Genomic DNA, 26,546 nt, shown 5'->3' with positions numbered 1-26,546 from the left:
AGAAAAATAGACACTAGGCTACTCCGCGCCACTACGCGGGAGCCACAGGAAAGGGAACGAGCCGGAACTTCCAGACCTTGAACCCAGACTTTCCGGCCTCAAAAGTAGCGCCTACCACCTGATATAAGCCTTCGTAACGGTACACCAAGTTGCCTTCGTGGGCTACTTTACGCACCACGCGCACCGGCAAGCCCGTAGCTTGGCTTTTCAGAAGGGCCTGATTTTTCGGGCTCAGCTCCTGGTCGGTTACCTGATGGCCGGTTTCACGGTCGCGGCCGCCGTGGCCGGCATACATCAAATAATCTTCCTCAAACACGTCGTCTTCATACTGATCGGCCAGTACAATGGAATCGGCGCCTTCCGCAGCGGAACCGCTGATGCCCGCCCGTGTAGGCCTATGCACCCCGGCCCGACTCAGGGCTATGCGGTGGTTGAACACGTCGCCGGGTAAGTAATAGCTGATGTGACCAAAAACGCGAGGAGGCATAAAATAGCTTGGCTGGCTTTACATAGCAGTGGCCTAGCCGATACGTAGCAAAGCCGCTGACGGTGAAAACGATTTATTGATGTGTGTAAGCTCATCTGTAGGCCGCCTGATAGGTGTTGCGTACGTAACACTATGCAGGAATCCGGTACTTTTACTTTCTGCTCTTCTACGTTGCTGGCCTACAGGTACACTTGATACACAAGTAGGCCAGATGCCGGCTCCAGCTTTTGCTGCCCCGCTTCGGCTTGCCGGAATGGTTTAGCCTGAAAGTGAGATTCTAACGTAAGCTGAACGGTCTGCACCAAGTGTAGGCCTGTGTAGGCGCTTTTCCCTGAATAGATTATTTGGGTCGCTCTAGTGCCCCACTGCGCGGCTCTGCGGCATAGTGGCCTAGGCCAAGCTTTCATTATCCGATACGGTTTCCTTGCATGCTTAAGAACAATCCTTCTTCCGCTATCAGCCTTCCCCGGTTGCCCAAAGCCCTGACGGGTATTGATGGGCTAGATGAAATTACGGAAGGCGGCCTGCCACTAGGACGCCCTACGTTGGTGTGTGGCAGCGCGGGCTGCGGCAAAACGCTTATGGGGGTGGAGTTTCTGGTGCGCGGCATCACGGAGTTCGATGAGCCGGGTGTGCTGATGGCCTTCGAGGAAACCGCCGAAGAGCTGGCCGCCAACGTCACGTCCCTGGGCTTCGATCTGCTAGGCCTGCAGGAAGCCGGCAAGCTCCGCCTCGACCACGTGCACATCGACCGCTCTGAGATTGAAGAAACCGGCGAGTACGACCTCGAAGGCTTGTTCATCCGGCTGGGCTACGCTATTGACTCCATTGGAGCTAAGCGCGTGGTACTGGATACTATTGAGGCACTATTCTCGGGCTTTCCCAACCAGGCTATCCTGCGTTCCGAAATCCGGCGCCTGTTCCGTTGGCTGAAGGATAAAGGCGTGACCACCATCATCACGGCGGAGCGCGGCGACGGCACCCTTACGCGCCAGGGGCTGGAAGAATATGTATCGGACTGCGTGATTCTGCTGGATAACCGTGTGATTGACCAAATCACGACCCGCCGGCTGCGCATTGTAAAGTACCGCGGCAGCACCCACGGCACCAACGAATACCCCTACCTCATTACGCAGGAAGGCATTTCCGTGGTGCCCGTTACGTCTCTCAAGCTGGCCCACGAGGTTTCCGACGAGCTAGTTTCTACGGGGGTGCCCGCCCTCGATGAAATGTTTGGGCTCAAGGGCTTCTACCGGGGCAGCAGCGTGCTTATAACGGGCACCGCAGGCACGGCCAAAACCACACTTGGGGCAGCGTTTGCCAACGAAATCTGCCAGAAAGGGGGGCGCTGTCTGTTCTTCGCCTTCGAGGAGTCGCCGCAGCAACTGGTGCGCAACATGGCCTCCGTAGGCATGGACCTCAATCCGTGGCTAGATCAAGGCCTGCTCCAGATTGAAGCGTCGCGGCCTACGCTCAATGGCCTGGAAAAGCACTTGGTAACCATCCATAAGCTCATCAGTGTACATAAGCCCGATGCGGTAGTAATCGACCCCATCAGCAACCTCATCACGGTGGGCAACATTGCGGAGGTCCGCAACATGCTCACCCGCCTGATAGACTTTCTGAAGGTAAATAACATCACGGCCGTGTTCACCTCCCTGATCAGTGGCCGCAACATTCAGCAGGAGATGACCGAGGAAGGCGTTTCGTCGCTGGTGGATACTTGGATAAGTGTGCGCGACCTGGAGGGGATTGGAGAGCGAAACCGCGGCATCAGTATTCTGAAGGCGCGCGGTATGGCCCACTCCAACCAAGTGCGTGAGTTTATCGTTACGAACCACGGCATTCAGCTGCTAGATGTCGTGATTGGTCCCGAAGGCATTGTCACGGGCGCCAGCCGCCTCACGCAACAGCTGCAGGAGCAGGCTCAGGCCTTGGCAATTCAGCAGGAGCTGGAGCGCAAAGACCGGGAGCTGGCCCGCAAGCGCCTGGTGCTGGAGGCCACTATCGCCAACCTACGCACCGAGTTTGAATCGGTGGAAGATGAACTCCGCAAAATCAGCTACGAAGAGCAAAACCGCCAGCAACTGCTGAGTGCCGGCCGAAAGCAGGTAGCCGGAACCACCGGCACCGGACAAGAGCACGCAGCCCCCACTGCCGAATAACCCTTTAACACAATCGGCATGATGACTGAAGTCGACCCTACTGCCTCGCCCTCACCCGCAGAAGAAACCTGGGAGCTGCGCCTATACGTTGCGGGCCAAACCCCCAAATCGGTGACGGCCCTGGCCAACCTGAAGAAATACTGCGAGGAATTTCTGAAAGGCCGCTACCAGCTGGAAGTGATTGACCTGTTGCAAAACCCCCAGCTAGCCGCCGGCGACCAGATTCTGGCCATCCCGACGCTAGTGCGGAAAGTGCCCGTCCCGATCCGTAAAATCATCGGAGACCTGTCGAATCAGGAGCGGGTATTGGTAGGATTGGATATTCGGGCGGTTGATGGGAAATAACTTTACCCCAGTAGCCACTGGGGAGGAGGAGACGCCAGCTGAGTATATATTTCATTTATATATTACAGGAGCCACTCCCAACTCTACCAGGGCAGTTCGTAACATCAAAGAAATTTGTGAGTTGCACCTGAAAGGGCGTTACGAGTTGCTTATCATGGATATCTATCAACAACCCGAGCTAGCCATGCAGGACCAGATTGTGGCGGCGCCCACGCTCATCAAGAAATTGCCGTTGCCTGCCCGGCGCCTGATCGGTGACCTCTCGGAGCGGACACGGGTATTGGCGGCCCTTGGTTTGCCAGAACTGCCCCCTTCGCCACAACCATGAGTGAGAAGTCTGCGGAGCTATATGCTGACTTAGTCAGGAAAAACGAGGAACTACGGCGGCAACTGGAGGAAGCGGAGGAGCTTATTTCCGCTATCCGGACCGGCGCCGTAGATGCCCTGGCCGTTCAGGGAGCCGATGGACCGCAGATTTTTACCCTCCAAAGCGCCGACCAAGGTTACCGCACCCTCATTGAGCAGATGAACGAAGGGGCGCTGCTCCTAAGCGATGATGCTACGGTTCTCTACTGCAATGCCTGCCTGGCCAGCTGGCTGCAGTACGCGCTGGAAGAAGTAATTGGTAGCTCGTTTGAAGCGTTTATTCCGGCTGCTTTTCACGCCTACTGGGCGAGCTTACTGGAAGAAGGCTGGGCTGGCAAAAGCCGCGGCGAGCTGCCGCTACAAACCCGAAATGCATTGTTGCAGCCGTTCTCCTTGTCCATGAACCGCCTGCAGTTTAATGATGCGCCGGTGCTGGCCGTGATTGTTACGGACTTATCGGCGCAACAAAAAATCAGCCACATACAGGCACTGGTAGCGGAGCAAAACGAGGTTATCGACCGCAAAAACGAGGAGCTGGAACTGGAATCAGCGGCCCGCTTGGCCGTAGAGCAGGCCGCCGCGGAAGCGCAGCGTATGCTGGAAGGCATTCCGCAGATAGCCTGGACTGCCAGCCCAACCGGGGAGAATACCTACCTCAACCGGCGGTGGGTTGACTACGCCGGCCTGAACGAGGCGGTACCTCTGGCGGCCTGGTTGCAGCAGTGCATTCATCCGGATGATATCAGCGCCGCAGAGACCACGTGGCGGAAAAGCCTGAGCTCTGAAGAAGCGCTAGAAGTGGAGTGCCGTATCCGCAACAAGCATGGCCAGTACCGCTGGATGCTGGGCCGGGCGCTACCTTCCCGCAACAGCGAAAACAAGATTATTCAGTGGATAGGCACCTACACCGATATCCATGAGCACAAGCTGGCCCAGGAGCGCATCGACCAGGCCCAGCAGCAGCTGCAGGAGAATAATGAGCAGCTCACCCGCGCCAATATCGACCTCGATAACTTTATCTACACTGCTTCTCACGACCTGAAAGCCCCCATCAATAACATTGAGGGCCTGCTGCATGCCCTTCTTTCGGAGCTGCCGGAGCATAGCCTCGAAACCGATCAGGTACAGCCTATAGTGGATATGATGCAGGATTCGGTGGAGCGTTTCAAGCGCACCATAGAGCACCTTACGGAGGTTACAAAACTGCAAAAGGAGAACGACCAGCCCGCGACCCTCATTACCCTGGCTAGCGTCATAGAAGATGTCAGCTTAGATCTGGTACCGCTTTTTCAGGCGTCGGGGGCCGTGCTGGAGGTAAATGTGCAAGGCTGCCCCACCATATCCTTCTCAGAGAAAAACCTACGCAGCGTGGTTTACAATCTGCTGAGCAATGCCCTCAAATATTACTCAACGGAGCGCCAGTCGTGGGTCCGCATCAGCTGCCATCAGGCCGACGAGTACGTGGTGCTAACCGTGCAGGACAATGGCCTAGGCCTCAATATGAGCAATAGCCAGAAGCTGTTTACCATGTTTCAGCGCTTCCACGACCACATAGAAGGCAGCGGCATCGGGCTTTACATGGTGAAGAAAATTATGGAAAATGCCGGCGGGCGGATTGAAGTGCAGAGCGAACTGGGGGTGGGCTCCACCTTCTCCGCTTACTTCAAGCGCTAGGCCACCTACAACCAACAAGAGCGCCTCTACTAATTGCAGAGACGCTCTTGTTGGTTGTAGGTGGCCTAGCAAGTGGCCTACTCTGGCAGGTACTGCAAGGTGCTCAGACGGTCTTCGTGCAGCACCTCGTTGGCCAGCTCCAGCAGCTCCGACGACGTGATGCGGCGCACCCGGTCAAAGATTTCATTGATGGACTCTACCCGGCCCAGGTCAAGGGTGCTTTTGGCCAGCAGCTGCATCAGGCCGCTGTTGCTTTCCTCGGCCATGGCCAACTGGCCCATGAGCTGCTCCTTGGAGGTATGCAGCTGCGCTGTGCCCAGCGCTTGCTCACGCAGGCGCTTGAGTTCCTTGTGTACCAGTGAGATAGTGCGGTTTACTTGCTTTTTCTCGGTACCAAAATAGATGCCGAACAGGCCGGAATCGGTGTAGGGTGAGTAGCTGGAGTCGATGGTGTACACGAGGCCGTACTTTTCGCGCACGGCTAGGTTGAGGCGCGAGTTCATGCCCGGGCCACCGAGCAGATTGTTGAGCAGGAAAAACGGAATCCGGCACTCGTCTTCCAAAGCGTAGGCCGGGCCGCCGATAAGGCAATGGGCCTGCGTGATGGGTTTGCGCTCCGTACGGTCCAGGCGCTGATAGGCCCCAAACGGCGTGCGCGGCCGCGCGCCCAGCTTGGCGGGCAGCGGCGCCAGGTATTTATGGGCCAGGCGCTTCACTTCCGAAAACGGCAGGTTGCTCACGGAGCTAAACACCAGCCGGTCGGTGCGCACGTTTTCGCCCAGGAACTTGAAAAAGTCTTCCTGCTGGAAACTGCTCACACTTTCGCGCGTGCCCAATATGTTGTGGCCTAGCGAGTGGTTGCCGAACACTACCTCGTCGAAATCGTCCACAATAGCGTCTTCAGGCGCGTCGTGGTACATCGACATTTCTTCCAGAATTACGCCGCGCTCCTTCTCTATTTCCTTTTCCGGAAACACGGAATGAAACGTGAGGTCGGTGAGCAGCTCGAAAGCCCGCTCAAAGTGCGTGCTGAGCAGCGAGGCGTAGAAACAGATTTTCTCCTTGGTGGTGTACGCGTTCAGCTCGCCGCCTACGGTTTCGAGGCGGTTGAGGATGTGAAAGCTCTTGCGCTTTTCGGTGCCCTTAAAGGCCATATGCTCCCAGAAGTGAGCCAGGCCCTGCTGGGCGGGCTTTTCGTCGCGGGAGCCAATATCCAGCAGGAAGCCACAATGCGCGATTTTGGTATGCGGAACGGTTTTATGCAGAACCCGGATGCCGTTGGGCAACTCGTACAGGTCGTATTCAGACATTAGGTAGGATCTTAGAAACGTAGGGCCACGGGCGGCTGCGTGCAGGTATCCCGGCCCTGTATAACCACATAGCTAGGCCAGTGGTTGCAAAGGTACGAGCCGGGAAGTGGCGAAGAGGTGAGATTGTGGTTTAGTGGCCTAGCGCGTGTCATTGCGAGGACGAAGGACAAAGCCATCCTTCCCTATCGTTGCGCCAACTACTAGCCTACAGAAACGGCCTTACTTCTATGGTGGATGGCTTTTGGTTTCTGCAGTACTTGACGCTAGAGGAAAGATTGACGCCGCTTAATGCGCGGAATGTCGTGCTTCCTCGCAATGACAGCGCAGCCTAGGCCAGTCTGAACATCCAGCTCACCATTTTACCACTTCACTATCTCACCGTTGCCACCTCACTTTCGGCCAAGGCCGCCAGTAGTTGGCTGGTCTGGATGCCGTGGGCGCAATGGAAGTGGCCTAGCGGGCACTTGCGGTAGCCGTGCAAGCCGCAGGGTTGGCATTCCAGTTCTTCCTCCAGTTGTACTACCCGCGAAAACGGGCTCAGTGGACCAAACCCGAAATACGGCACCGTAGAACAGTACACGGCACAAACCGGCGCGCCCACCGCCGAACATAAATGCATGGGTGCCGAGTCGTTGACGTAGTTGAGCTGGGCCCCGCGCATGAGCGCCGCCGAAGCCAGCAACGACAGTTTACCGGCCAGATTAATAACCTGCGGCCGGTTGCTGGCCTGCCTGATTCGCTCGCAGGCTGCCACATCGGGTGGGCCGCCGAGCAGGAACACGGTGTACTTAGGAGGCAGTGCCGCCAGCAGCTTCAGCCACTGCTCCTCCGGAAACTGCTTGGTAAACCAGACCGAGGTAGGCGCAATACAGATATACGTTCCGCCATTGGCGCTGCTGGCGGCCTGGGCCGCGGCAGCCTCATCGGTAGGAGAGGGGAAGAGGCGCGGGGGCACTATGGGGCCTTCGTAGGCCGGATCGAGCAGGTGCAGATTGCGGGATACCTCGTGTACCCCGGCCCCAATGATATGGTCAATGGCCCGCGTAAACCGAAACGCAAACGGATTTTTCCGGAATCCAATCCGCTCCGGCGCTCCTGAAAATGCGGTAAGAAAGCCAGTGGAGGCGAAGCGCTGCATCGTCACGACGCGGCCATAATCGGCCTGCCGGATCTGCTGAAGCAGGCGCCATAAGCCCTGGTATTTGTCCTGTTGCTTATCCCAGATCAGGAGCTGGCGCACGTACGGATGCCCTTTCAAAAGGCCCTCATTGCCTTTACGGACCAGAAAATCGACGGGCGTGGCCGGTTCCGTGCGGTGCAGGTACTCCAGCAGCGCCGTCGCCAGAATAACATCCCCGATAAAGGCTGTTTGGATAAGCAGAATGGCGGGGCGGTCGGCTACTGAATCGGGCATGGAGCAATTGTAATTTGCAAAGATATCGTGCCGGCAGATGCCTACCAATACATAGCCAGATATTAGCCTAGAGAGTGTGCATTAGCGAAGCAGGGCAACGGGAAAGCAGCGCAGTTGTACAACCCCAGATCGGTACTCTGCAGGAGCCTGCTATAGTGGCCTAGAAACCAGCTGTTGCCCACCCAGGAATTGCTGAATGATAGCCAAAGACGCGCGGAACTGCCTAACTTGCCCGGCCGCTTCGGCGGTTTCCTTTGGTTTCCGTTTGTGCCACTTTTCCTTGTTTCCGCCCATGCGCTACGGCTCTATTTCGCCCGATCTGTTTATTGAGAACCGCCGCCGCTTCACCCAGCAGCTGCCTGCCGCTTCCCTGGCTATTTTTCAGTCCAACGACGTTATGCCCACCAATGCGGACGGCACCATGGCGTTTCGCCAGAACAACGACCTGTTTTACCTCTCCGGGGTAGATCAGGAAGAGAGCATACTGGTCATCTTCCCCGATGCCGTGTTGCCCCAATACCGCGAAATCCTGTTTCTGAAAGAAACCAGCGACCATATTCTGGTGTGGGAAGGCTACAAGCTCACCAAAGAGCAGGCCCGCGAGCAAACCGGCGTTCAGACCATTATGTGGCTCGATTCCTTCAAAACGGTGTTGCCTGCCCTCATGAACGAGGCCGAAAACGTGTTCCTGAATGCCAACGAGCACATCCGCTCCGTGGTGGAAGTCGAAACCCGCGATGCCCGCTTCGTCAAGTGGATCAGGGAGGCCTACCCGCTGCATACCTATCGGCGCGTGGCCCCCATTATGCACAACCTGCGCGCCATCAAGAGCAACGAGGAAATCCGGCTGATGCGCCGCGCCGCCGATATCACGGAGAAGGCTTTTCGCCGGTTGCTAGGCTTCGTGAAGCCGGGTGTGATGGAGTATGAGATTGAGGCCGAGCTCTACCACGAGTTTTTGCGCAATGCCTCCCGCGGACCGGCCTACGGCAGCATCATCGCCTCGGGCGCCAACGCCTGCATTCTGCACTATGTGAGCAACGACCGGGAGTGCCAGGATGGCGACGTGCTGCTGATGGATTTCGGAGCCGAATTCGCCAATTACGCCGCCGACCTGTCGCGTTCTATTCCTGTGAATGGCACCTTCACGAAGCGCCAGCGCGATGTGTATGAAGCCGTACTGCGCGTTATGAAATCAGCTACTTCTCAGCTGGTGGCCGGCAACAACATAGAGGCCTACCATGCTGCCGTGGGTCGCACTATGGAGCAAGAACTCATTAAGCTGCACTTGCTCAATGAGCAGGATGTGAAGAACCAGGACCCCGCCGCACCGCTTTATAAGAAGTACTTCATGCACGGTACCAGCCACTACCTCGGCCTCGATGTGCACGACGTGGGCAATAAGTACCGCGTGTTTGAGCCAGGTATGGTGTACACCTGCGAGCCGGGCATTTACATCCGGGAAGAAGGCCTGGGCATCCGCCTGGAGAATGATATTCTCATCACGCGCACCGGCAACGAGGACCTGATGAAGAACATTCCGCTGGAGGCTGATGACATTGAGCGGCTCATGCGGGAAAGTCGCTAGCCAGCGGCAGATTGAGCGCAAAAAAAGAGGGTGGTCTAGCACTAGGCCACCCTCTTTTTTTGCGCTCAATCTGCCACCGCCATTTCGGGATTGAGTGTGGGCAGAAAGGTTGATTTAGTGGAAGCGTATAAATAAATAATCCTGAAATCATATTCTCAAAAGCTGCTGGCAGTTACGTTAAGCAGGCGGATAGCAGCAAAAGGGCCTACAGGCAGCACTAGGGTCAAGGAGGAGGCTTTACCAACGGAAAACGTACCTGCACCGGCCTATCTTCCCTGAAAGGAAGATTTTTGTGGGCAGTTTTCAGAAGAACATAACTTTATTTTCGGAGAAGAGGTATAGTCCTGTTTCTGTGAAAATTCATATAAAACTAAGTCGCGTTCAGGAGAAATAAATAATCTATTTGCTCTATATAAGGCTTTGTCGTTGTTATACTTATCCGGCCTCTGGAGCCTGTGTAGATGGTTTTATCCGGCCTCGGATACAACTTTATTTGGCGAAGAAAGTATAGGCAGCTAAGCTGTGCTTGTCCTGTTTCGGTAGGGCGGGTCTATGGCTGTGCTATTTCGTTCACCTAATTTCGCCCATATGAGACACCTTTTGACAACCTCAACGGCCCTGGGTCTGACGCTTCTGGCGCTAGCTCCGCGGGCACAGGCCCAAACGTCAGACCGCAAAACGGCCATTAGCCTTACCGGCAACGCCTTCCAGTACAAGGGCAGCTTCGGCTCCGATTACTGGAAATGGAAGAGCAACGAGTACGGCCCCGGTATTGCTATCAACCGCTACCTGACGGACGGCCTCGATTTATCGCTAAGCGGTAACTATGTAGAGTTTGCGAAGACGGCTCCGGCGGGCAATCCGTACTTCGGCAGCAACTTCGCTACGAACGTGGTGAACGTAAACCTAGGCCTGAAATTCAAGCTCTTCAGCGAAGACGCCTTTGTGCGGCCTTACCTGTTGGCCGCTCCGGGCTTCACGTACACCAGCCGCGAAGGAACCATTAACCGCAACAACGCCCCCATCCGCACCGACGAAGACAAGACGTACTTCGATCTGTTTGGAGCTGCTGGCTTGGCCTTCCGCCTGACGGACGGCATCGGCTTGTTTGTGCAGACCGGCCAGCACTTCCCCTTGGGCGCCAATATTGATGGCGAGCCAAACCGCGACGACAACAAAATCGACGACCGGTTCCTGCAGCACACGGTAGGCCTCAACTTTGCCTTGGGCAAAGCCAAAGACACTGATGTTGATGGTGTTCCAGACCGCAAAGACAAATGCCCCGACACGCCCGCTGGCGTAGCCGTAGACGAAACCGGTTGCCCACTTGATGGCGACAAAGACGGTGTTCCAGATTATCAGGATCAGTGCCCCACCGAAGCCGGTACCGCTGCTATGCAGGGCTGCCCCGATAAGGATGGCGACGGTGTAGCTGACAAAGATGACCAGTGCCCCGACCAGGCTGGTACTGCCGCACTCCGTGGCTGCCCAGATGCTGACAACGACGGCGTAGCCGACAAAGACGACAAGTGCCCCGATACCCCAGCCGGCACGCAGGTTGATGCCACGGGTTGCCCCTTGGTAGTTGACGCCGACGGCGACGGTATCATGGACAACGTGGACAAGTGCCCCGGTACGCCAGCCAACACCCGTGTAGACTCTACGGGTTGCCCCATGGTAATTGATCCGGCTATCAAGAAGCTCGAGCAGCCAATCCGCTTCGAGACCAACAGCACCGTGATCAAAAAAACCTCGTACCCAGCCCTGAACAAGATGATTCAGGCGCTGAAAGATCACCCAGAGTATAGCATCCGGGTGGTAGGCCACGCTGACTCGCGCGGTACCGACGAGTACAACCAGGCTCTCTCGGAGCGCCGTGCTGGCTCGGTGAAGCGCTACTTTACTGGCAAGCAGGTTGATCCGGCCCGCGTGGTGACGGAAGGCAAAGGCGAATCGGAGCCCGCTGCTCCTAACACTTCGTCTAAGAACATGTCGCAGAACCGTCGGGTAGAATTCCACTTCGAATTCTTCATCCCGAACGCTCCCCAGCCCTAACCGGCCGGAGTAGCAAGCAAAAAGCGGCGTACCGAAAGGTGCGCCGCTTTTTTTGTGCTTATACCTGAAGCAGGAGTGGCCCAGTGGAGCGTGAGGAGTAGGCGTTTCTGCCTGGCGCTAGGCCACTATACAGAACGAGTCCTCTACTGTGCGGACGGCTTACCCCGCCCCAACCCCTCCCCGCTGGGAGAGGAGCTTAAGGTAGCATTACAACGACTTCTCTAGCTGACGTTGCAATAGTAGTTTAGGTCCCTATCCCGCAGGGGAGGGGGTGGGGTGGGGTTGCGGCAGAGCGTCACAGGCACCACTTTGTTATAGCGTTTTCTATCGGATATCTATTCGCTTGGTACAGTAGAATGCAGGCTATGCACAACAAAAAACGGCTGCCCGCGAGGGCAGCCGTTTGTATAATGGTTTACAGGAAAGCTTTATCTGGAAAGCTCGCCGGCTACGCTAGGCAGGATCTTGGTGAGCTGGTTGAACTGCTCCTGGGTGAAATTGCCTCCCACCGAAATCAGCATAAAGGAATCGGGCGCGCCTTGGACGTTGCCGGTGGCCACAAATTCCGTGATTCGGTCGCCTTGCTTGCGGGTGGCATAGCGGAGTACGGTAGTGCGATCGGTGTTATCGAGGGCAAGCGGGGTGTAGCGCTCATTAGACAGCAGGCCATCTACTTCCTTGGTCAGGCCTTCGGCTACCAAATCGCGGGCGCTGCCGGTTGTGGGGGCAAACGTGAGCACCTTGGCGCTCCGCACGGAGCTAAGCGCCTGGGTCAGGTCGCTGTCGCCGCCGAGCTTGCCCAGGCGGCCTAGCAGCAGGCGCGTCGTGAGTCCGGCCGACCAATCGGTGGCTTTAAAGCCGGGGCGGTTTTCATACTTGTTGAAGAATTCGGCGACGGTGCGGGCCGGCTGGCCAGGACCACCGGCGCGGCAGCCAGCCAGCAGAAGCAGGGCCAGAGCCGTCAGGAAGGAGAGGGTACGGAGTTTCATAGAGTGCAAATGAACAGGATGTGCCCCTGACATACGTAGTTGAGGGCATCCCGTTCGGTGCAGCCTGCGCAAAGGTGGCCTAGGGTCTGTTTCCAGCAGGCAACCAAGCGTGCCGGCTCCGGGGCAGGCAGCTTCCGGCTACTCGAAAGCTATACTATTGATAAAGAATACACTTCGGGCATTATTGTCGGCGGAGCGCACGCGCTGGTAGCCGTAGGCCAGGAAGCGGCTCCCGTACCACGCCTGCAGCTCCGACTGAGACGTGTCGAGGGTTTTTTCCGGCTTTCCTTTTGTTTCCTGCGCTGTGCGCAGAGGAGCGGCCAAATCGTTGGGAGCCGGGGCGGCCTGGTCGATTATTTTGTAGCGCAGCTTGTCTTCGTAGAGGTAGCTCAGCACCAACCGCTTGCCATCGGGCATGGGGCGCACCCGTACCGTTTCGGCCAGCTCGCCGGTTTCCACATCTTTCAGCAGAAAGGAATTGTCCCAGAGCAGGTTGCCGTACCGGTCGAAGGCGCACACTAGCGCGTGCGTAAAACGGTAGCCGTCTACGTTGCGGTTGTAGCGGTTAGCGTTGTAGGGGCCAGATAGCTGACTGTACATGGGCATATAGGCCGCCGCGTTGTAGTAGGTGCCATAGCCGTACTGATAGCGCGGATAATACACCTCCGCCACCAGCACGTAGCCGCCCTGAAACGGAATCATATCGTGCATGAGCAGGCGGTAGCGCAGGCGGTATTGGCGGGCGGTGCCCTTGAGGCGCTGGCTCCGCTGGCGCAGGCGTTCCACCCGCGCCGGCTTCATGAAATCAAAGAAGTGCTTCAGGTTCAGGAAATCGTAGAAGCGCAGGGAGTGCCGCTGACCGGTTTCGGTGGTGCCAACGGTCAGGTCGGTGGCAAATAGGCCTTGGGAGTAGCGAGAGTCGCGGAGGGTATAGGTGCCGGCCAGCAGTCGGGCGGCGCTGTCGCCGGGGCTGAGTTGAGCCGAGATGAGGCCTCGCTCGCTCTCTGCCTGCACAAACTCGGAGTGAAGCAGCTTGCCCTGGTCGGAGAGCTGCTTTACCTGTAGGCGCGATTTAAAGCCATTGGATTCGCTCAGGATAAACTCGGCGCGCTTCGTAACCGAGTCGGCCAGGAACGTAAGCGTAGCGGGCAAGGGTTCATATACGGAAGGCAGAAACCTGAACTTGGCAGTGTGCAGATCCAGCAGCAGTACGGTGAGGTGTTGCTCCAGGCCTACCGTCACGAACAGGTTGCCACCCAAGGCTTTGAGGTTGTGCACGTGGCGCACCAGCTTGGTTTCAAACTCGGCCTTGGCTACCTCTCCGGTGCGCGTGTCGTAGGCCACTATCCAGAGCTTGTCTGGCTCCGATTCGGAGTGAAACAACGCGTACACATCTGTGCCCTCCGAGCAAATCTGGCTGAACTCATACTGGCGAGGAACATCAAGGGGCAGCTTGGCTCCGGGCTGCAGCTGGTGGTTATAGCGCTGAAAATAAAACTCCGGCTTGGTGGAAAGCATGGCCTCCTTCTCTACCAGCAACACCAGGCTGCTGTCTTCGGGAATGGCCTGCAGGTGTACTTCGCTGTTGTACACTTCCAGAGGGAGCTCCAAGCGCGCTGGTTGCTGGGGCACCGGGGCTATGGCGTCAGTTTGGGCCTGCACGGGACCCAACCAGCAGCCAACCAGCAGCAGAAACAAGGTACAGTAAGCGTATTTCATAAGGCAGAAAGTACGTAGGCCACTAGCGGGCAGTACAAGTAGTTAATATACAGCGAAGAAGCGGCATTATCGAGCAAAGCGCCCGGATTGTTGATGCCGCGTCTTCGGATTTTCCACACGGAACTGAAAAACAAAAAGCGGCAGCCAGTTGTGGCCGCCGCTTGCGTTACGTGGAATAAGGTACGATCAGGTATCAGGCGCCGAGCTCCAGAATTACGTCGAACTCCTCGGCGCGCAGCGGCATCACCGAAAGGCGCGACTGGCGCAACAGGCCTATCTGGTTCAGGCGCTGGTCTTGCTTGATTTGCGCCAACGATACCGGCCGGGCCAGCGGCTCGTGGGGCTTCAGGTGTACAGCCACCCAGCCGCTGCCTGCTTCGGCGGTAGCATCGGGGGCGGCAGCGGCGGCCACCTGCGCCACGCCCACTACCTGCTTATCGCTCACGCTGTGGTAGTAAAGCACCAGGTCGCCGGGCTGCATTTGCTGCAGGAAGTTGCGCGCCTGGTAGTTGCGGACGCCCGTCCAGGCGGTGCCGCCGTCGCGGATGAAATCGGCCCAGGAGTAGGCCGCCGGTTCAGATTTTACAAGCCAATGGTTCATGGCCTGCAAGCTACAACACAGGGCCTAGAGTGGCCTATTCCTCTCGTCGGGCTTTCAGGACATCATGGCTCACTGAACGCAGGTAGAGCGTGTAGCCCTGCCGCTGTGCATCTTCAAACTGAATTTTGTAGGCCTGTTTGCCAGCGGCTTTCCAGGTGCCGGGGCGGGTTTCAGCAGCATCGGCGGGGCCTATGCCATATTCCACGAAAGTGCCGTCGGTGTTCAGCCGAAAGCCTTCATACTGCCACCCTTGGCCCTTAGGAACGGGTGTAAACCGGAAAAAGCCCTCCTGTTCCTTTTCATACGTATTGTACCAGGCCCGATCAAATACTTCGGCCGGTACCATAGAATTTTCTTTGCAGCCGCTGACCACCAGCAGTAGGCCTATAATCAGGAAAGAAATAGCACGCATAGCAGGAAGAAAGTCACAATATAAGAGCCTTCTATACAGGAGGCTTGGTTGGCGTTAGAAGTTGCAGTGGCCTACAGATCTATGCGGCGCACTTTCAGGACGTCGTTTTTCAGCGACACCAGTTCCAGTTTATAATCGGGGCTTTTCTTGTCATCGAGGCTGATGCGCAGGGTGTGGTCGTTTTCAGCGGTCCAGCGGCCTTTGTGTCCCTCAATGCCATCGGTAGGAGCAATATCGAACTGCGTGAACAAGCCATTGTGGTCGAAGGCGAAGCCCGTGCGGCCCCTCGACGGCGGAAAGGTGTAGGTATTCGGCCGGTACACCACAGTGTCGCCCTGGTCTTCTTCGTGGGCATGGAGCCAGGTGCGTTCCAGCAATTGCAGCTGGATGGCAGCTTTTGCATCGGGCTTGCAGGTGGCGGCCAAGAGCAGAACGCTTAGGCAGGCTAGGAGAGTGAAGGCACGCATACGGAAGGAAGGTAGTGGGTTGGGAGCTGCTTTTGACCACAGCCTGAGCTGATGAATAACGGTAAAAAGCGGATTGCGTTAGTAAGCGGAGCGTGTTGAAGACGCGGCAGCAACTTCTTGGCGGGTAACCGCCGCAACAACCGGCCGCCAATCTACAACTTTGCCCCGTACCTTTGCCTGGCCCTCATCCTTCCGCCCTCTACTCTACTTCCCGTGGATAACCGCGCCCTTGTTCGTGCCTTCCGTCTGGCTGCTCAGTTACTGGAGCTGCACGACGAAAATCAGTTTAAAATTCGGGCCTATGAAGGTACCGCCAGTGCTTTGGAAGCGCTTAGCTTTCCGGTTTCGGATGTGGAGCGCACTGGCCTGCCCGACCGCACCGGACTAAGCAAAACCGCCGCCGCCCGCGTGGCCGAAATGCTGGATACCGGCACCTTCGAGGAGCTCACGCGCCTGCTCAGCATCACGCCCCCCGGTGTGGTAGAGCTGCTGCAGGTGAAAGGCATCGGGCCCAAAAAAATCCGGGCCTTGTGGAAGGAGCTGGGCGTAGAAGGCCCCGAGCAACTGCGGGAAGCCGCCGAAAATGATGAGGTAAGCAAGTTGAAAGGCTTCGGTAAGAAAACCCAGGACGCTATTCTGGCCGCGCTGGAATTCTCCAGCCAGAGCCAGGGCAAGCTCCTGTATCCGCAGGCTGAGCAACTCGCCGAAGACCTGGCCAAGCGCCTGCAGGAAGCCCTGAAAACCGAGCAGGTAGCAGTAGGTGGGGAAGTGCGCCGCCGTCTCGAAACCGTAGAAACCATTACGCTGGTAGCCGCCACTCAGCACCCCGATGCGGCTCACGAGCTGCTAGGCCACCTGGATGGCCTCACGCCCGACCCGCGCCGGTCCGGGCCGTTTGCATGGCGCGGAACGGCGGCCCCTTCGGGCCTGAAAGTAGAGGTGATACTGGTGAAGCCCGCCGATTTCACCAACCAGCTTTTCCTGCACTCCGCCGCCGAAGCCCACCTCTCGGAAGCCTTGGCCGAGGTACCCGCTGGCCGTCCGGCCACGTTGCGCCAGCTGCTAAAGAAGGAGCGGTTTGAGCAGGAGGCCAGCATCTATGAGAAGGCCGGCCTACAATATGTAGAGCCCGAAATGCGCGAGGGCCTGGGTGAGCTGAAGCTGGCCCAGGAGCACAAGCTGCCCCGGCTGCTGGAAGACGCCGACCTGCGCGGCTCTCTGCACAACCACAGCACCTACTCCGATGGCAGCCACACGCTACGCGAAATGGCCACATTCCTGCGCGACAACGGCTACGAGTACCTCGGCATCTGCGACCATTCGCAAGCGGCGCACTATGCCAATGGCCTACAGCCGGAGCGCGTGCGCCAGCAGCAGCGCGAAATTGATGAGCTAAACAAGGAACTGGCGCCCTTCCGCATCTTCAAAGGCATCGAGTCGGACATCCTTAGTGATGGTTCGCTGGACTACACGCCCACCGTGCTGGAAACCTTCGATTTTGTGGTGGCTTCCGTGCACAGCAACCTGCGCATGGATGAGCGCAAGGCCACCACGCGAGTGCTCAGGGCTATTGAGAACCCTTATACCACCATGCTAGGCCACCCCACTGGCCGCTTGCTACTGCGCCGCGAAGGCTACCCCCTCGACCATAAGGCCGTGATTGATGCCTGCGCAAAGCACAACGTCATCATCGAAATCAACGCCAACCCGTGGCGGCTTGACCTGGACTGGCGCTGGGTGCACTACGCGTTGGAGCAGGGTGTCATGCTCAGCATCAACCCCGATGCCCACCACACCAATGGCTATGCCGATATGCGCTACGGCGTGTTTATGGGTCGCAAGGGTGGCCTAACGAAGGAAATGACCTTCAACACCAAGTCGGCGGCGGAAGCAGCGGAGTATTTTGCCCAGCGCAAAGCCACCATCAAGCCCCCGCTGGAATTCAAGGATTCCCTGTTCGGGTAGGCTGTTCGGTAAAAAATAAAGGCGGTGTCATGCGTCAGCACAGTTGGCGCTTGATACCGGTTTGCTCGCGTTCCTTCACCTTCGATGAAAATTCTCGTTCTGCGCTTTTCCTCCATCGGCGACATCGTCCTGACGACGCCTGTGCTCCGTGGCCTGAAGCTGCAGGTGCCCGGCGCGATGGTGCATATGGCCACTAAACCGGCCTACCGGGGCATCATCGAGTCGAACCCGCACGTAGACAAAGGGCATTACCTGACCGGAGGCCTCAAAGAGCTGGTGGCGGAGCTGAAGGCGGAGAAGTTTGACTTTATCGTCGATCTGCACAACAATCTGCGCACTTCGCTCATCAAACTGCAGCTCGGCGTGAAATCGGCCAGCTTCGATAAGCTGAACTGGCGCAAATGGCTCCTGGTAAACCTGAAGCTGGACACCATGCCCCGCGTGCACATCGTGGACCGATATCTGGCCGCAGCCGCTCCTTTAGGGGTAAAAAACGATGGCCTAGGCCTCGATTATTTCATTCCGGCTAAGGATGAAGTTCACTTGGCCACGCTTCCCGCAGGGTTTCAGCACGGGTACGTGGCGTTTGCCATTGGCGCCCAGCACGCTACCAAGCGCCTGCCAGTGGAGCGCATCATTGAGCTGTGCGGGCTGCTGCGGCAACCAGTGGTGCTCCTGGGTGGCCCAGAAGACGAGAGCACCGGCCACATCATTGAGCTGGCCTTCGAGAAGCAGGTGGCTGTGTCGCCGCCCGCACCCGGCCGCATACCCGAAAACCCCTATTATTTTCCGGCTACGGCTGCCCTAGGCCAGTCTGCCCGCACCACCATCTTCAACGCCTGCGGGAAGTTCTCCCTCAACCAATCGGCCTCTCTGGTGCGGCAGGCGCGGTTTGTCGTGAGCCACGATACGGGCCTGATGCACATTGCCGCTGCCTTCCGTAAGGAAATCTACAGCGTGTGGGGCAACACTGTACCGGAATTTGGCATGTACCCCTACCGCACGGAGTTCCGGGTGCTGGAGGTGAAGGGCTTAGCCTGTAGGCCATGCTCCAAAATCGGGTACGAGAAATGTCCGCAGGGCCACTTCCGCTGCATGCGTGACATTCAGTTTAACCTCGATTTGCCGGCGTAGTACGGATTGTTGAATAAAAAGTTTCGTGGGAAGAGAGGAAAAAATAGAATTATCCTGTCAAAGTTGTAAAATTGCTGCAATTCTAACAGGCAAAGTCCTATTTAACTCCACTTACGTTTACTGTATGCGCATTTCTACTTCCCGATTTTTGCTAATGCTTGTGCTGTCAGCTTGGCTGACCTCTTGCGGCCCAAGTATTTATCTGGCGCAGGACTTCCGGGCCTACGCTCCCAAGCATAAGACCATTGCTATTCTGCCTGCTGCCGTAACGATGCAGCTGCGCCCCAACCAGGCCCGCAACACTTCGGCGCAGCAATTGCTGCAGCTGGAGCAGCAAAGCGGCGCCGATTTTCAGGACAAAATTTACTCCTGGCTGCTGCGCCGCACTACCCAGCGCGGCTACACCGTGCAGTTTCAGGATGTGATGAAAACCAACTCGATCCTGCGGGAAAGCGGTATTCCGTACCAGGAGCTGCGGAGCCACTCCCCACAGGAGCTAGCCAAGATTTTGGGCGTAGATGCCGTATTGACCACCAGCGTGCGGACCAGCAAACCCATGAGCGACGGCGCTGCTGTAGCCGTAGGCCTATTGGTAGGAGCGTGGGGTGCCACCAACCAGGCTAATATTACCGTGAATATTCACGAGTCGGACGCGGGTAAGCTGCTTTGGAAGTACGATTACGTAGCCGCTGGCTCGGTAGGAAGCTCTACGGAAGGCATGGTAAACGTGCTGATGCGCAATGCTTCCAAGAAATTTCCCTATACCCCCATCAAATCGTAAGGCGCACCTCGCCTGATCGGTAAAAGGGCCGCTTCTGCTGGGTGCAGGAGCGGCCCTTCTTGCGGGCGCATACGCCCTTTGTAGGCCTATCACTCAGAATATCAGTAGGCCTAGGCCAGAGAGAAGTTGCAAACAATACCTTCGAGTTGCTGTATTTCCTGAACTCAATTTCAAAGGTCCTATATTGAATATATGTCGAATCCTCAAACACCTGCCGTTGCTGCCTCCGTAGTAGTGAAAGTTGGCCCTGAAGCGCTGTTGGCTGAAATTCAGGCTGGTACCCATACCTATTTCGTGGATGAACCTGTGGCGGTAGGCGGCCAGGATAGAGGCCCCACACCTTATGATCTGCTGCTTTCGGCGCTGGGCGCCTGCACGGCCATCACGCTGCGTATCTACGCCACCCAGAAAAAATGGCCTCTAGAGGGCATTGAGGTGCATTTGCGCCACCAACGCGTCCATCGCCTCGACTGCGACAAGTGTGAGTCGGCGGGGGAAATGCTGGAAGAGGTGCAGAAAGAGCTGGTGTTGCACGGCCCGCTTACGGCTGAGCAGCGCCAGCGCCTGCATACTATCTCCGAAAAATGCCCGGTGCAGAAAACACTTACCAGTGGCACCTTGCGCGTTGTCACGAAGCTACTAGAGTAGAAAAACCGTCACGCTAAGCTTACCTGTTTATGGCCCTCTGCACTCACCTTCAAGTCGTTAAAACGTTGCTGCCCGCTCCTGCGGAGCATATTTGCCCGGAATGTGTTGCCCTCGGCGACCAATGGGTGCATCTGCGGGTCTGCCAGACCTGCGGCCACGTAGGCTGCTGCGATTCATCCAAGAACAAGCACGCTACTCAACATTTCCGAGCCACACAGCACCCCGTCGTCACCTCGGCCGAGCCCGGCGAGCAGTGGGCCTGGTGCTACCTGGATAGCGAGATGGCGGAATATTGAAAGGCAGTAGCGAGAAAAGAAAATTGTCATTCTGAATGCAGGGAGGAATCTGAGGACTGACCTAGGGCTAACCTAGATTCCTCCCTGCGTTCGGAATGACAAAGAGAAAGCCCGTTTCTGCACAGAGACGGGCTTTCTCTTTTATGAATAAGTGGCCTAGGCCTGTTTCGATTAGCCGATGGTATCGAACCCGCAATAGGAGTGCAGCGCTTTCGGCAGGCGGATGCCCTCCGGCGTCTGGTTGTTTTCCAGCAGTGCCGCTACAATACGAGGTAGCGCCAGGGCCGAACCATTGAGCGTGTGCAAAAGCTGAGTCTTGCCGTTTTCGGTGCGGAAACGCAGTTTCAGGCGGTTGGCCTGGTACGTCTCGAAGTTCGAGCAAGAAGACACTTCCAGCCAGCGGCCCTGGGCGGCGCTCCATACTTCCAGATCGTAGGTGAGGGCCGAGGTAAAGCCCATGTCGCCGCCGCAGAGGCGCAGCACGCGGTAGGGGAGCTCTAGCTTCTGCAGCAGGCCTTCAATGTGGCCTAGCATCTCTTCCAGCTGTGTGTAGCTCTGGTCAGGATGCGCAATCTGCACGATTTCTACCTTGTCGAACTGGTGCAGGCGGTTAAGACCGCGCACATCGGCGCCCCAGCTGCCGGCCTCGCGGCGGAAGCACGGCGTGTGGCCCGCATTGCGAATCGGCAGGCGCTCAGGCGCCACAATCTCGTCGCGGTAGAGGTTGGTAATCGGTACCTCGGCCGTCGGAATCAAGTAGAGGTTGTCCTGAGCATCGTGGTACATCTGGCCCTCCTTGTCGGGGAGCTGGCCTGTGCCGTAGCCCGAGGCTTCGTTTACCAGAATAGGCGGCTGCACCTCATCGTAGCCAGCGTTGCGGGCCTCATCCAGGAAAAAGTTGATGAGGGCGCGCTGCAAACGGGCGCCCTGCTTTTTGTACACCGGGAAGCCTGCGCCGGTAATTTTATTGCCGAGCTCGAAATCGATGATATCATACTTCTTGATGAGCTCCCAGTGGGGGAGAGCATCGGCGGGCAGCTCGGGCACCTGGCCTACCTCGCGCACTACCTCATTGTCCTGAGCGGTGCGGCCTTCCGGCACGCTGCTGTGGGGCAGGTTCGGGAGCTTATAAAGCGTCTGCTGCAGGGCAAACTCCACCTGGCCTAGCTCATCGGCGTGGGCTTTGGTTTGCTGCTTTAGCTCGGCGGTGCGCAGCTTCAGGGTTTCGGCGCCGGCCTTGTCGCCAGATTTCATCAGGGCCCCAATCTGGCGGGCGAGGTCGTTGGCTTCCGCCTGCGCCGAGTCGTGCTCGGTCTGGAGCTGGCGGCGGCGCTGGTCCAGGTCGAGAATGGCTTGTACGTCGGCCTCGGCCGTTTTATAATGCTTTTTGGCCAGACCGGCCAGCACCGCATCGGTGTGCTCTCTCAATACAGAAACTTGCAGCATAACGGCAGAAAACGCGGATTAGGAAGAGCAAAAGTAGGAAGATGAATCGCAGATGTTGCAGATTAATCAGATTAAGCGAAACCTGCGCGTCGTTAACAGGCCTAGGCCAGTAGAAAGCGAGCTGGAACAGCAGTAGCACGAGCCCGTTCTGACCAACTGCTAGTGTTCTTTTGTGCCTCGATGGGCATCACCAACAAATACAGTTTGTACCATGCTGGCCGAGGCTTTCGTTTTCCTGGATGGTTGAAACTTAAATCGGAAACCAACGCGTTAGCAACACAGGAGTAGTGGCCTACGCCATAAATTGTACGGCTGGTAATCTGTTGTTTAGCGTTGTTTGCCCGGAAAATTGCGGCTGCAATTACTGGAAATCGTACAGTGGACAAACCGGATAAAATCTGGGGAGAAAATTCCCGTATCCGATTTGGCAGTTCCCCCGTATTACCCTAACATTGCGTTAGCAAGCCGGCGGTTGAAACCGGGCCCGCAGTTAGTTTTTACTCTCGCGTACGGTCCGCTCTATTTTCAGCGCCTCCCGCTACCACCCTCCGTATTCTCCTCTAGAATCCTGTTGATTGCGCAACCCTCTGCGGTTGGCTTTGTGTCCGGATTGGCCCGTGCTGCCTCCCCCATTTTGGCTTTGTGCCCCGCCTGATTTTTCGCCCAGCTTCTTATATGTACACTATCGAAGAGTTGAAGGACCGTCTGCTGTCCGATCTAAAGGAAATTGCAGAACAACTGAACGTCGGTAACTTCAAAAAACTCAGTAAGCAGGATCTGATTTACAAGATCCTGGACCAACAAGCTATTACACCGCAGGACAAGCTTCCCAAAAAAGTGAAACCCGCTGCTGGTAAGTCTGGCGCGCCCACTGAGGATATTGCCCCCGTAGCTGAAGTGGCAGAAGCTGCTGCTCCGGCTGCCCGCCCTGCGCGGGCCCCACGGCCGGCCCGTGCTGCGGCTCCTAAAGTGGCTAAACCAGCCGCTGTAGCTCCCGAGGTTGTAGCCGCACCAGTTGTGGAAGCATCTATTGCCCTCGCACCTGAGCCGGTGGCACGAGTGGTAGCCGAGCAGCCCGCCGTAGCGGCCGAGCTTGTAGAAGCTCCTGCCGTGGCGGTGGCTGAGCCTGCTCCAAGCGAAAACGGCTCTGACCGCCCAATTAAAGTATATCAGCGCCCGGAGCGCCGCCAGCGCACCGACCGCAACGGGCGGCCTATGCCCGCTGCTAATGGCGCTGAAACCCTGCAGGCTGATGCTGCAATAGAAGGTGCAGCTCCAGCCGTAGAAACTGTGCCAGTTGCACCCGTAGGCCAGGAAGGGGCAGTTGCTCCAGTTGCTGTACCGCAGAGTTTACCCCGCGAGCTGCGCCCCATTGATCCAACGGCGCCGGCGCCGTTGCGCGATGGTCGGGAGCAGCGTTTCAGCCGCGAAGGCCGCAACGACGGGCGCGAGCCCCGCGAAGGTCGTCAGGAGTTCGGCCAGAACGGCCGGGAGCCGCGCCCGGATGGTCGTACGGACCAGCCCCGGGAGTTTCGCAACGATGCCCCTCGCGCCCTGCGCGATGGTGGCCAGCGCGAGGCCGTGGTGCGCCCCGATGGCCGCGAAGGCCGCGAGCAGCGGCGTGAAGAGCGGTATGCCGCTCGTGAACTGCAGCGCCAGCAGCGGCTTACGGAACGCCTGGAGCAGCGCCAGGGTGAGCCCCGCGTGGCTGGCGAGCCGCGTCAGTCTGGTGAGCTTCGCCAGAATGTAGAGCAGCGTCCTGCTCGCCCAGAGTTTGAAATCACGATTCCGGGAGATGGTACGCTGGAAATGATGCCCGACGGTGGTTATGGTTTCCTACGCAGCCCCTTCTACAATTACTTGGCTTCGCCCGATGATATTTATGTTTCGCCGCAGCAGGTGAAGCAGTTCGGTCTCAAAGCCGGCGACACGGTGAAGTGCACCATCCGGCCGCCTCGCGAAGGCGAAAAATACTTCGCACTGGTAGGAGTGGAGGGCATCAACGGTCGCTCAGTAGAAGAGGCCCGCGACCGTATTCCCTTTGCTAACCTCACGCCGCTGTTTGCCGAGGAGCGCCTGAAGCTCACGACAAAATCGGGGCAGTACAGCACGCGTATTCTGGATCTGTTCGCTCCTATTGGCAAAGGCCAGCGGGGCCTGATCGTGGCCCAGCCCAAAACGGGTAAGACGGTGCTGCTGCAGGAAATTGCCAACGCTATTTCCGAGAACCACCCTGAGGTGTACCTGATGATTCTGCTCATCGATGAACGCCCGGAAGAAGTTACGGACATGGCCCGCTCGGTGAAAGCCGAAGTGCTCAGCTCCACCTTCGACGAAACGGCTGACCGCCACGTGAAGATTGCCACCATTGCCATGGAAAAGGCCAAGCGCCTTGTGGAGTGTGGTCATGATGTCGTAATCCTGCTCGACTCTATTACGCGTCTGGCCCGGGCCTATAACACGGTGCAGCCTGCATCCGGCAAAATCCTCTCGGGTGGTGTCGATGCCAACGCGCTGCACAAGCCCAAGCGCTTCTTCGGTGCCGCTCGTAACGTAGAAGATGGTGGCTCGCTGACCATTATTGCCACGGCGCTCATCGAGACCGGCTCGAAGATGGACGAGGTAATCTTTGAGGAGTTCAAGGGTACCGGCAACATGGAACTGCAGCTGGACCGCAAGCTGGCCAACAAGCGCATCTTCCCGGCTATTGATGTTCCGGCATCCGGTACGCGTCGCGAAGACCTGCTCATGAGCAAGGACGAGCTTAACCGCATCTGGGTGCTCCGCAAGTTCATGTCGGACATGACGGCCTCCGAAGCCATGGAGTTCCTCAAGGACCGCATGAAAGGCACCAAGGATAATGAAGAATTCCTGATGGCCATGAATGGCTAGGCCATTTGGCCTACACGGTTTTTCTAGGCCAGTAAAAAGCCCGTTCGGTAATTCCGGACGGGCTTTTTACTGGCCTAGAAAAATACTGAGTTTCCTGCATGCCCAGCACATTGAAGTATATCGCTTGCTATATCGGTGGTTATACTGCCTGATGGAAGCAAGATGATTCGGTGTGTTATAGTATCACCTCAGGTAACGCTGCCTCCGAACAACTAGCTAAATAAAGAAAGAGGCCCATTCTGCAGTTGCAGAACGGGCCTCTTTCTTATGACTTGTAGAGCAAATTATTGCTTTACAAAACGCTGCACATTGTGTTTACCAGCAGTGATGAGCTCCAGGAAATAGATGCCAGCAGGTACTTGCTGCAGGCTTACTTCCGAGCCGCCCTGCGCTTCGCCCGTTGCGACGTTCTGGCCAGTAGCAGTGTACACGCGATACTTCACCAAGCCGCTAACAGCAGGCAGAGTAACGAGGCTATTGGACGGGTTGGGGTAAAAAGAAGCCTCAATCTTATCAGCACCCGAAATGGTTACTACTGATGAGTAAGTCTCCGTAGCATCGTTATCTACCTGGCGCAGGCGGTAGTACGAAGTGGCAGCCAGAGGATTGCGGTCCGTGAAGTTATATGAAGCACCCGTAGCAGTAGTACCGTTGCCGGTTACTTTGCCAACCGTCGTGAAGGCCTTGCCATCGTTGCTGCGCTGTACCTCAAAGTAAGCATTGTTCTTCTCCGTTGCCGTAGCCCACTTTACATACACATTGCTCGACTGACGTGAGGCCGTGAAGCTAGTGAGGGTTACGGGAAGTGGAGTCGTACCACTAATAACTACATCATCTATCAGCAGAACCGATTTTGCACTTGCCTCAAGAGTTATACGGAGTTTAGCCGATGTTATGCCGGCAGGTAATGTTAATTGGACAGTGCTAATCCCAGTGCCTGTTCCCAAATATGCACTACTAGCTAAATTATCACTAGCTGGTGCAGGTATTACTGTCACATTAGGATAAGTTGCCTGAGCGATTCCTGTAGCACCGAAATCCCAGTAGGCACCTTTGGAAGCAGGACCTGTTACAGTAATGTAGTCTGTGAAAGTATTATTGTTAAGATTGGTCGCTAAACTCAAAATAGCTCTTCCAGTACTCGTTATTCCGCCAGCATTGCCATCAGAATATGCAGCCAAACGAAAGCTAATCGTGGTGCCTGCTGAACTAATAATATTTACAGGTGAAAAATCTAGTTGTATAACAGGTCTTTGTAGACCTTGGCCATTTGGATTATAAACCCCATATCCCGTTGAAGAACTTACAAAGTTGTTAGGAAAGGGGCTAGTAGCAGTAGGATTAGATGGAAGAGCGTTAGATCCACTAATATTGGACGCATTACCAGTATATGTTTGGCCAGGAATACCGGGGTTGCCTGTAGGTGCAATAGTTGCGGTATATCCTAAGGTAGAGCCTGTTGCTTCAAAGTTCTGTTTGATAGAGTATTGCGCCCAGCTCGCAAAAGGGCACAAGCTTAAAATTAAAGCCAAAGGGAAAAGAGAGAGGAAACGTTGCTTCATGATATGTGTGTGTTAGACGAGTACTAGGTGAGGTTCAGCCAGAAAATTTGTATTAAAGAATCTAACTATCACGAAAGTAGAACATAGTATTGAAGGTTGCTAATTTTCATTCCCATTATTGGGAGATAGTATCATAAGTGGAATTCAAATGGATATATGATTACTTATATCATATTGTGTAAGTACAGCAAATCGGCGTACTATTTAGTTAGGAATACCATAGTCAATTC

Annotated in this window: 23 protein-coding genes; 12 read left to right on the top strand and 11 right to left on the bottom strand. The window is 56.5% G+C overall.

Annotated features, from left to right (window positions below):
* Positions 1-31 precede the first annotated feature (31 nt).
* On the bottom strand, positions 32-487 hold the full coding sequence (locus tag CFT68_RS13435; RefSeq protein WP_088844070.1) for a YDG/SRA domain-containing protein: 456 nt from the start codon (positions 485-487) through the stop codon (positions 32-34).
* 428 nt (positions 488-915) lie between these two features.
* Here CFT68_RS13435 and kaiC point away from each other — a divergent pair, with 428 nt between their 5' ends.
* From kaiC to CFT68_RS13415, 4 genes are read left to right on the top strand one after another with little or no spacing between them, the layout of a single operon-like run.
* Positions 916-2,652 (top strand): circadian clock protein KaiC, encoded by a 1,737-nt coding sequence (gene kaiC / locus CFT68_RS13430; RefSeq protein WP_088844069.1) that lies wholly within the window; start codon positions 916-918, stop codon positions 2,650-2,652.
* An 18-nt stretch (positions 2,653-2,670) separates the two neighbouring features.
* Positions 2,671-2,997, top strand: coding sequence for a circadian clock KaiB family protein (locus CFT68_RS13425; protein ID WP_088844068.1), 327 nt, complete (start codon positions 2,671-2,673; stop codon positions 2,995-2,997).
* The gene (locus CFT68_RS13420; protein ID WP_088844067.1) at positions 2,987-3,325 is read left to right on the top strand and encodes a circadian clock KaiB family protein; all 339 of its coding nucleotides are present in this window, start codon (positions 2,987-2,989) and stop codon (positions 3,323-3,325) included. The genes CFT68_RS13425 and CFT68_RS13420 overlap by 11 nt, the downstream gene beginning before the upstream one ends.
* Positions 3,322-5,037: a sensor histidine kinase gene (locus CFT68_RS13415; RefSeq protein WP_088844066.1), complete on the top strand. Its 1,716-nt coding sequence runs from the start codon at positions 3,322-3,324 to the stop codon at positions 5,035-5,037. The genes CFT68_RS13420 and CFT68_RS13415 overlap by 4 nt, the downstream gene beginning before the upstream one ends.
* Positions 5,038-5,114: 77 nt before the next feature.
* Here the strand turns inward: CFT68_RS13415 and CFT68_RS13410 are convergent, their stop codons facing one another.
* Both CFT68_RS13410 and CFT68_RS13405 read right to left on the bottom strand, forming a co-directional pair.
* Positions 5,115-6,347, bottom strand: a complete 1,233-nt coding sequence (locus tag CFT68_RS13410) for a M16 family metallopeptidase (protein ID WP_088844065.1) — start codon at positions 6,345-6,347, stop codon at positions 5,115-5,117.
* A gap of 370 nt (positions 6,348-6,717) precedes the next feature.
* Positions 6,718-7,761, bottom strand: coding sequence for a glycosyltransferase family 9 protein (locus CFT68_RS13405; protein WP_088844064.1), 1,044 nt, complete (start codon positions 7,759-7,761; stop codon positions 6,718-6,720).
* Positions 7,762-8,053: 292 nt separating this feature from the next.
* On the opposite strand from CFT68_RS13405, the gene CFT68_RS13400 reads away from it, so the two are divergent.
* Positions 8,054-9,349, top strand: coding sequence for an aminopeptidase P N-terminal domain-containing protein (locus CFT68_RS13400; protein WP_088844063.1), 1,296 nt, complete (start codon positions 8,054-8,056; stop codon positions 9,347-9,349).
* A 588-nt stretch (positions 9,350-9,937) separates the two neighbouring features.
* The gene (locus tag CFT68_RS22335) at positions 9,938-11,404 is read left to right on the top strand and encodes an OmpA family protein (protein ID WP_088844062.1); all 1,467 of its coding nucleotides are present in this window, start codon (positions 9,938-9,940) and stop codon (positions 11,402-11,404) included.
* A gap of 428 nt (positions 11,405-11,832) precedes the next feature.
* On the opposite strand, the gene CFT68_RS13390 is transcribed toward CFT68_RS22335, so the two are convergent.
* The 5 genes from CFT68_RS13390 to CFT68_RS13370 form a co-directional block, all read right to left on the bottom strand.
* On the bottom strand, positions 11,833-12,393 hold the full coding sequence (locus CFT68_RS13390) for a DUF4252 domain-containing protein (protein WP_170934798.1): 561 nt from the start codon (positions 12,391-12,393) through the stop codon (positions 11,833-11,835).
* A gap of 138 nt (positions 12,394-12,531) precedes the next feature.
* Positions 12,532-14,112, bottom strand: coding sequence for a hypothetical protein (locus tag CFT68_RS13385; protein ID WP_088844060.1), 1,581 nt, complete (start codon positions 14,110-14,112; stop codon positions 12,532-12,534).
* A 193-nt stretch (positions 14,113-14,305) separates the two neighbouring features.
* Complete coding sequence (locus CFT68_RS13380; RefSeq protein ID WP_088844059.1) at positions 14,306-14,713, bottom strand: EVE domain-containing protein; 408 nt, start codon at positions 14,711-14,713, stop codon at positions 14,306-14,308.
* 34 nt (positions 14,714-14,747) lie between these two features.
* Positions 14,748-15,125 carry a hypothetical protein gene (locus CFT68_RS13375; RefSeq protein ID WP_088844058.1) on the bottom strand — a complete coding sequence of 126 codons (378 nt, stop codon included), beginning with the start codon at positions 15,123-15,125 and terminating at the stop codon, positions 14,748-14,750.
* A gap of 71 nt (positions 15,126-15,196) precedes the next feature.
* The gene (locus CFT68_RS13370; RefSeq protein WP_088844057.1) at positions 15,197-15,592 is read right to left on the bottom strand and encodes a hypothetical protein; all 396 of its coding nucleotides are present in this window, start codon (positions 15,590-15,592) and stop codon (positions 15,197-15,199) included.
* Between the two features lie 213 nt (positions 15,593-15,805).
* Between CFT68_RS13370 and CFT68_RS13365 the strand changes: the two genes are divergently transcribed.
* The 3 genes from CFT68_RS13365 to CFT68_RS13355 all read left to right on the top strand — a co-directional run bounded on the left by CFT68_RS13365 (position 15,806) and on the right by CFT68_RS13355 (position 19,472).
* The gene (locus CFT68_RS13365; RefSeq protein WP_088845081.1) at positions 15,806-17,557 is read left to right on the top strand and encodes a DNA polymerase/3'-5' exonuclease PolX; all 1,752 of its coding nucleotides are present in this window, start codon (positions 15,806-15,808) and stop codon (positions 17,555-17,557) included.
* Positions 17,558-17,641: 84 nt separating this feature from the next.
* On the top strand, positions 17,642-18,691 hold the full coding sequence (locus CFT68_RS13360; RefSeq protein WP_088844056.1) for a glycosyltransferase family 9 protein: 1,050 nt from the start codon (positions 17,642-17,644) through the stop codon (positions 18,689-18,691).
* 124 nt (positions 18,692-18,815) lie between these two features.
* Complete coding sequence (locus CFT68_RS13355) at positions 18,816-19,472, top strand: hypothetical protein (RefSeq protein ID WP_141106556.1); 657 nt, start codon at positions 18,816-18,818, stop codon at positions 19,470-19,472.
* Here CFT68_RS13355 and CFT68_RS21825 read toward each other — a convergent pair.
* Complete coding sequence (locus tag CFT68_RS21825; RefSeq protein ID WP_170934797.1) at positions 19,462-19,608, bottom strand: hypothetical protein; 147 nt, start codon at positions 19,606-19,608, stop codon at positions 19,462-19,464. The two genes, CFT68_RS13355 and CFT68_RS21825, sit on opposite strands and share 11 nt — an antisense overlap.
* A gap of 56 nt (positions 19,609-19,664) precedes the next feature.
* Here CFT68_RS21825 and CFT68_RS13350 point away from each other — a divergent pair, with 56 nt between their 5' ends.
* Together CFT68_RS13350 and CFT68_RS13345 are read left to right on the top strand one after the other, a co-directional pair.
* Positions 19,665-20,120 (top strand): OsmC family protein, encoded by a 456-nt coding sequence (locus CFT68_RS13350; protein ID WP_088844054.1) that lies wholly within the window; start codon positions 19,665-19,667, stop codon positions 20,118-20,120.
* 29 nt (positions 20,121-20,149) lie between these two features.
* Entirely contained in the window at positions 20,150-20,416 is a 267-nt protein-coding gene (locus CFT68_RS13345; protein WP_088844053.1) for a UBP-type zinc finger domain-containing protein, read from the top strand.
* 171 nt (positions 20,417-20,587) lie between these two features.
* Here the strand turns inward: CFT68_RS13345 and serS are convergent, their stop codons facing one another.
* A complete protein-coding gene (gene serS, locus CFT68_RS13340) occupies positions 20,588-21,862 on the bottom strand; it encodes a serine--tRNA ligase (RefSeq protein ID WP_088844052.1) in 1,275 nt (424 codons plus the stop codon).
* Between the two features lie 675 nt (positions 21,863-22,537).
* On the opposite strand from serS, the gene rho reads away from it, so the two are divergent.
* The gene (gene rho / locus CFT68_RS13335; protein ID WP_088844051.1) at positions 22,538-24,754 is read left to right on the top strand and encodes a transcription termination factor Rho; all 2,217 of its coding nucleotides are present in this window, start codon (positions 22,538-22,540) and stop codon (positions 24,752-24,754) included.
* Between the two features lie 284 nt (positions 24,755-25,038).
* On the opposite strand, the gene CFT68_RS13330 is transcribed toward rho, so the two are convergent.
* A complete protein-coding gene (locus tag CFT68_RS13330) occupies positions 25,039-26,316 on the bottom strand; it encodes a T9SS type A sorting domain-containing protein (RefSeq protein ID WP_088844050.1) in 1,278 nt (425 codons plus the stop codon).
* Positions 26,317-26,546 lie beyond the last annotated feature (230 nt).

Source organism: Hymenobacter gelipurpurascens (genome assembly GCF_900187375.1).
Lineage (GTDB): Bacteria > Bacteroidota > Bacteroidia > Cytophagales > Hymenobacteraceae > Hymenobacter > Hymenobacter gelipurpurascens.
This window is presented reverse-complemented; position numbering and strand designations above follow the sequence as displayed.

Bases quoted from the DNA above. Each gene is read 5' to 3' on its own strand.
- CFT68_RS22335 (WP_088844062.1), top strand. From the start codon at position 9,938: ATGAGACACCTTTTGACAACCTCAACGGCCCTGGGTCTGACGCTTCTG.
- CFT68_RS13400 (WP_088844063.1), top strand. From the start codon at position 8,054: ATGCGCTACGGCTCTATTTCGCCCGATCTGTTTATTGAGAACCGCCGC.
- CFT68_RS13410 (WP_088844065.1), bottom strand. From the start codon at position 6,347: ATGTCTGAATACGACCTGTACGAGTTGCCCAACGGCATCCGGGTTCTG.
- CFT68_RS13345 (WP_088844053.1), top strand. From the start codon at position 20,150: ATGGCCCTCTGCACTCACCTTCAAGTCGTTAAAACGTTGCTGCCCGCT.
- CFT68_RS13390 (WP_170934798.1), bottom strand. From the start codon at position 12,393: ATGAAACTCCGTACCCTCTCCTTCCTGACGGCTCTGGCCCTGCTTCTG.
- CFT68_RS13425 (WP_088844068.1), top strand. From the start codon at position 2,671: ATGATGACTGAAGTCGACCCTACTGCCTCGCCCTCACCCGCAGAAGAA.
- CFT68_RS13405 (WP_088844064.1), bottom strand. From the start codon at position 7,761: ATGCCCGATTCAGTAGCCGACCGCCCCGCCATTCTGCTTATCCAAACA.
- CFT68_RS13350 (WP_088844054.1), top strand. From the start codon at position 19,665: ATGTCGAATCCTCAAACACCTGCCGTTGCTGCCTCCGTAGTAGTGAAA.
- CFT68_RS13360 (WP_088844056.1), top strand. From the start codon at position 17,642: ATGAAAATTCTCGTTCTGCGCTTTTCCTCCATCGGCGACATCGTCCTG.
- CFT68_RS13375 (WP_088844058.1), bottom strand. From the start codon at position 15,125: ATGCGTGCTATTTCTTTCCTGATTATAGGCCTACTGCTGGTGGTCAGC.
- CFT68_RS13435 (WP_088844070.1), bottom strand. From the start codon at position 487: ATGCCTCCTCGCGTTTTTGGTCACATCAGCTATTACTTACCCGGCGAC.
- CFT68_RS13380 (WP_088844059.1), bottom strand. From the start codon at position 14,713: ATGAACCATTGGCTTGTAAAATCTGAACCGGCGGCCTACTCCTGGGCC.
- kaiC (WP_088844069.1), top strand. From the start codon at position 916: ATGCTTAAGAACAATCCTTCTTCCGCTATCAGCCTTCCCCGGTTGCCC.
- CFT68_RS13330 (WP_088844050.1), bottom strand. From the start codon at position 26,316: ATGAAGCAACGTTTCCTCTCTCTTTTCCCTTTGGCTTTAATTTTAAGC.
- CFT68_RS13355 (WP_141106556.1), top strand. From the start codon at position 18,816: ATGCGCATTTCTACTTCCCGATTTTTGCTAATGCTTGTGCTGTCAGCT.
- CFT68_RS13370 (WP_088844057.1), bottom strand. From the start codon at position 15,592: ATGCGTGCCTTCACTCTCCTAGCCTGCCTAAGCGTTCTGCTCTTGGCC.
- CFT68_RS13420 (WP_088844067.1), top strand. From the start codon at position 2,987: ATGGGAAATAACTTTACCCCAGTAGCCACTGGGGAGGAGGAGACGCCA.
- serS (WP_088844052.1), bottom strand. From the start codon at position 21,862: ATGCTGCAAGTTTCTGTATTGAGAGAGCACACCGATGCGGTGCTGGCC.
- rho (WP_088844051.1), top strand. From the start codon at position 22,538: ATGTACACTATCGAAGAGTTGAAGGACCGTCTGCTGTCCGATCTAAAG.
- CFT68_RS13385 (WP_088844060.1), bottom strand. From the start codon at position 14,112: ATGAAATACGCTTACTGTACCTTGTTTCTGCTGCTGGTTGGCTGCTGG.
- CFT68_RS13415 (WP_088844066.1), top strand. From the start codon at position 3,322: ATGAGTGAGAAGTCTGCGGAGCTATATGCTGACTTAGTCAGGAAAAAC.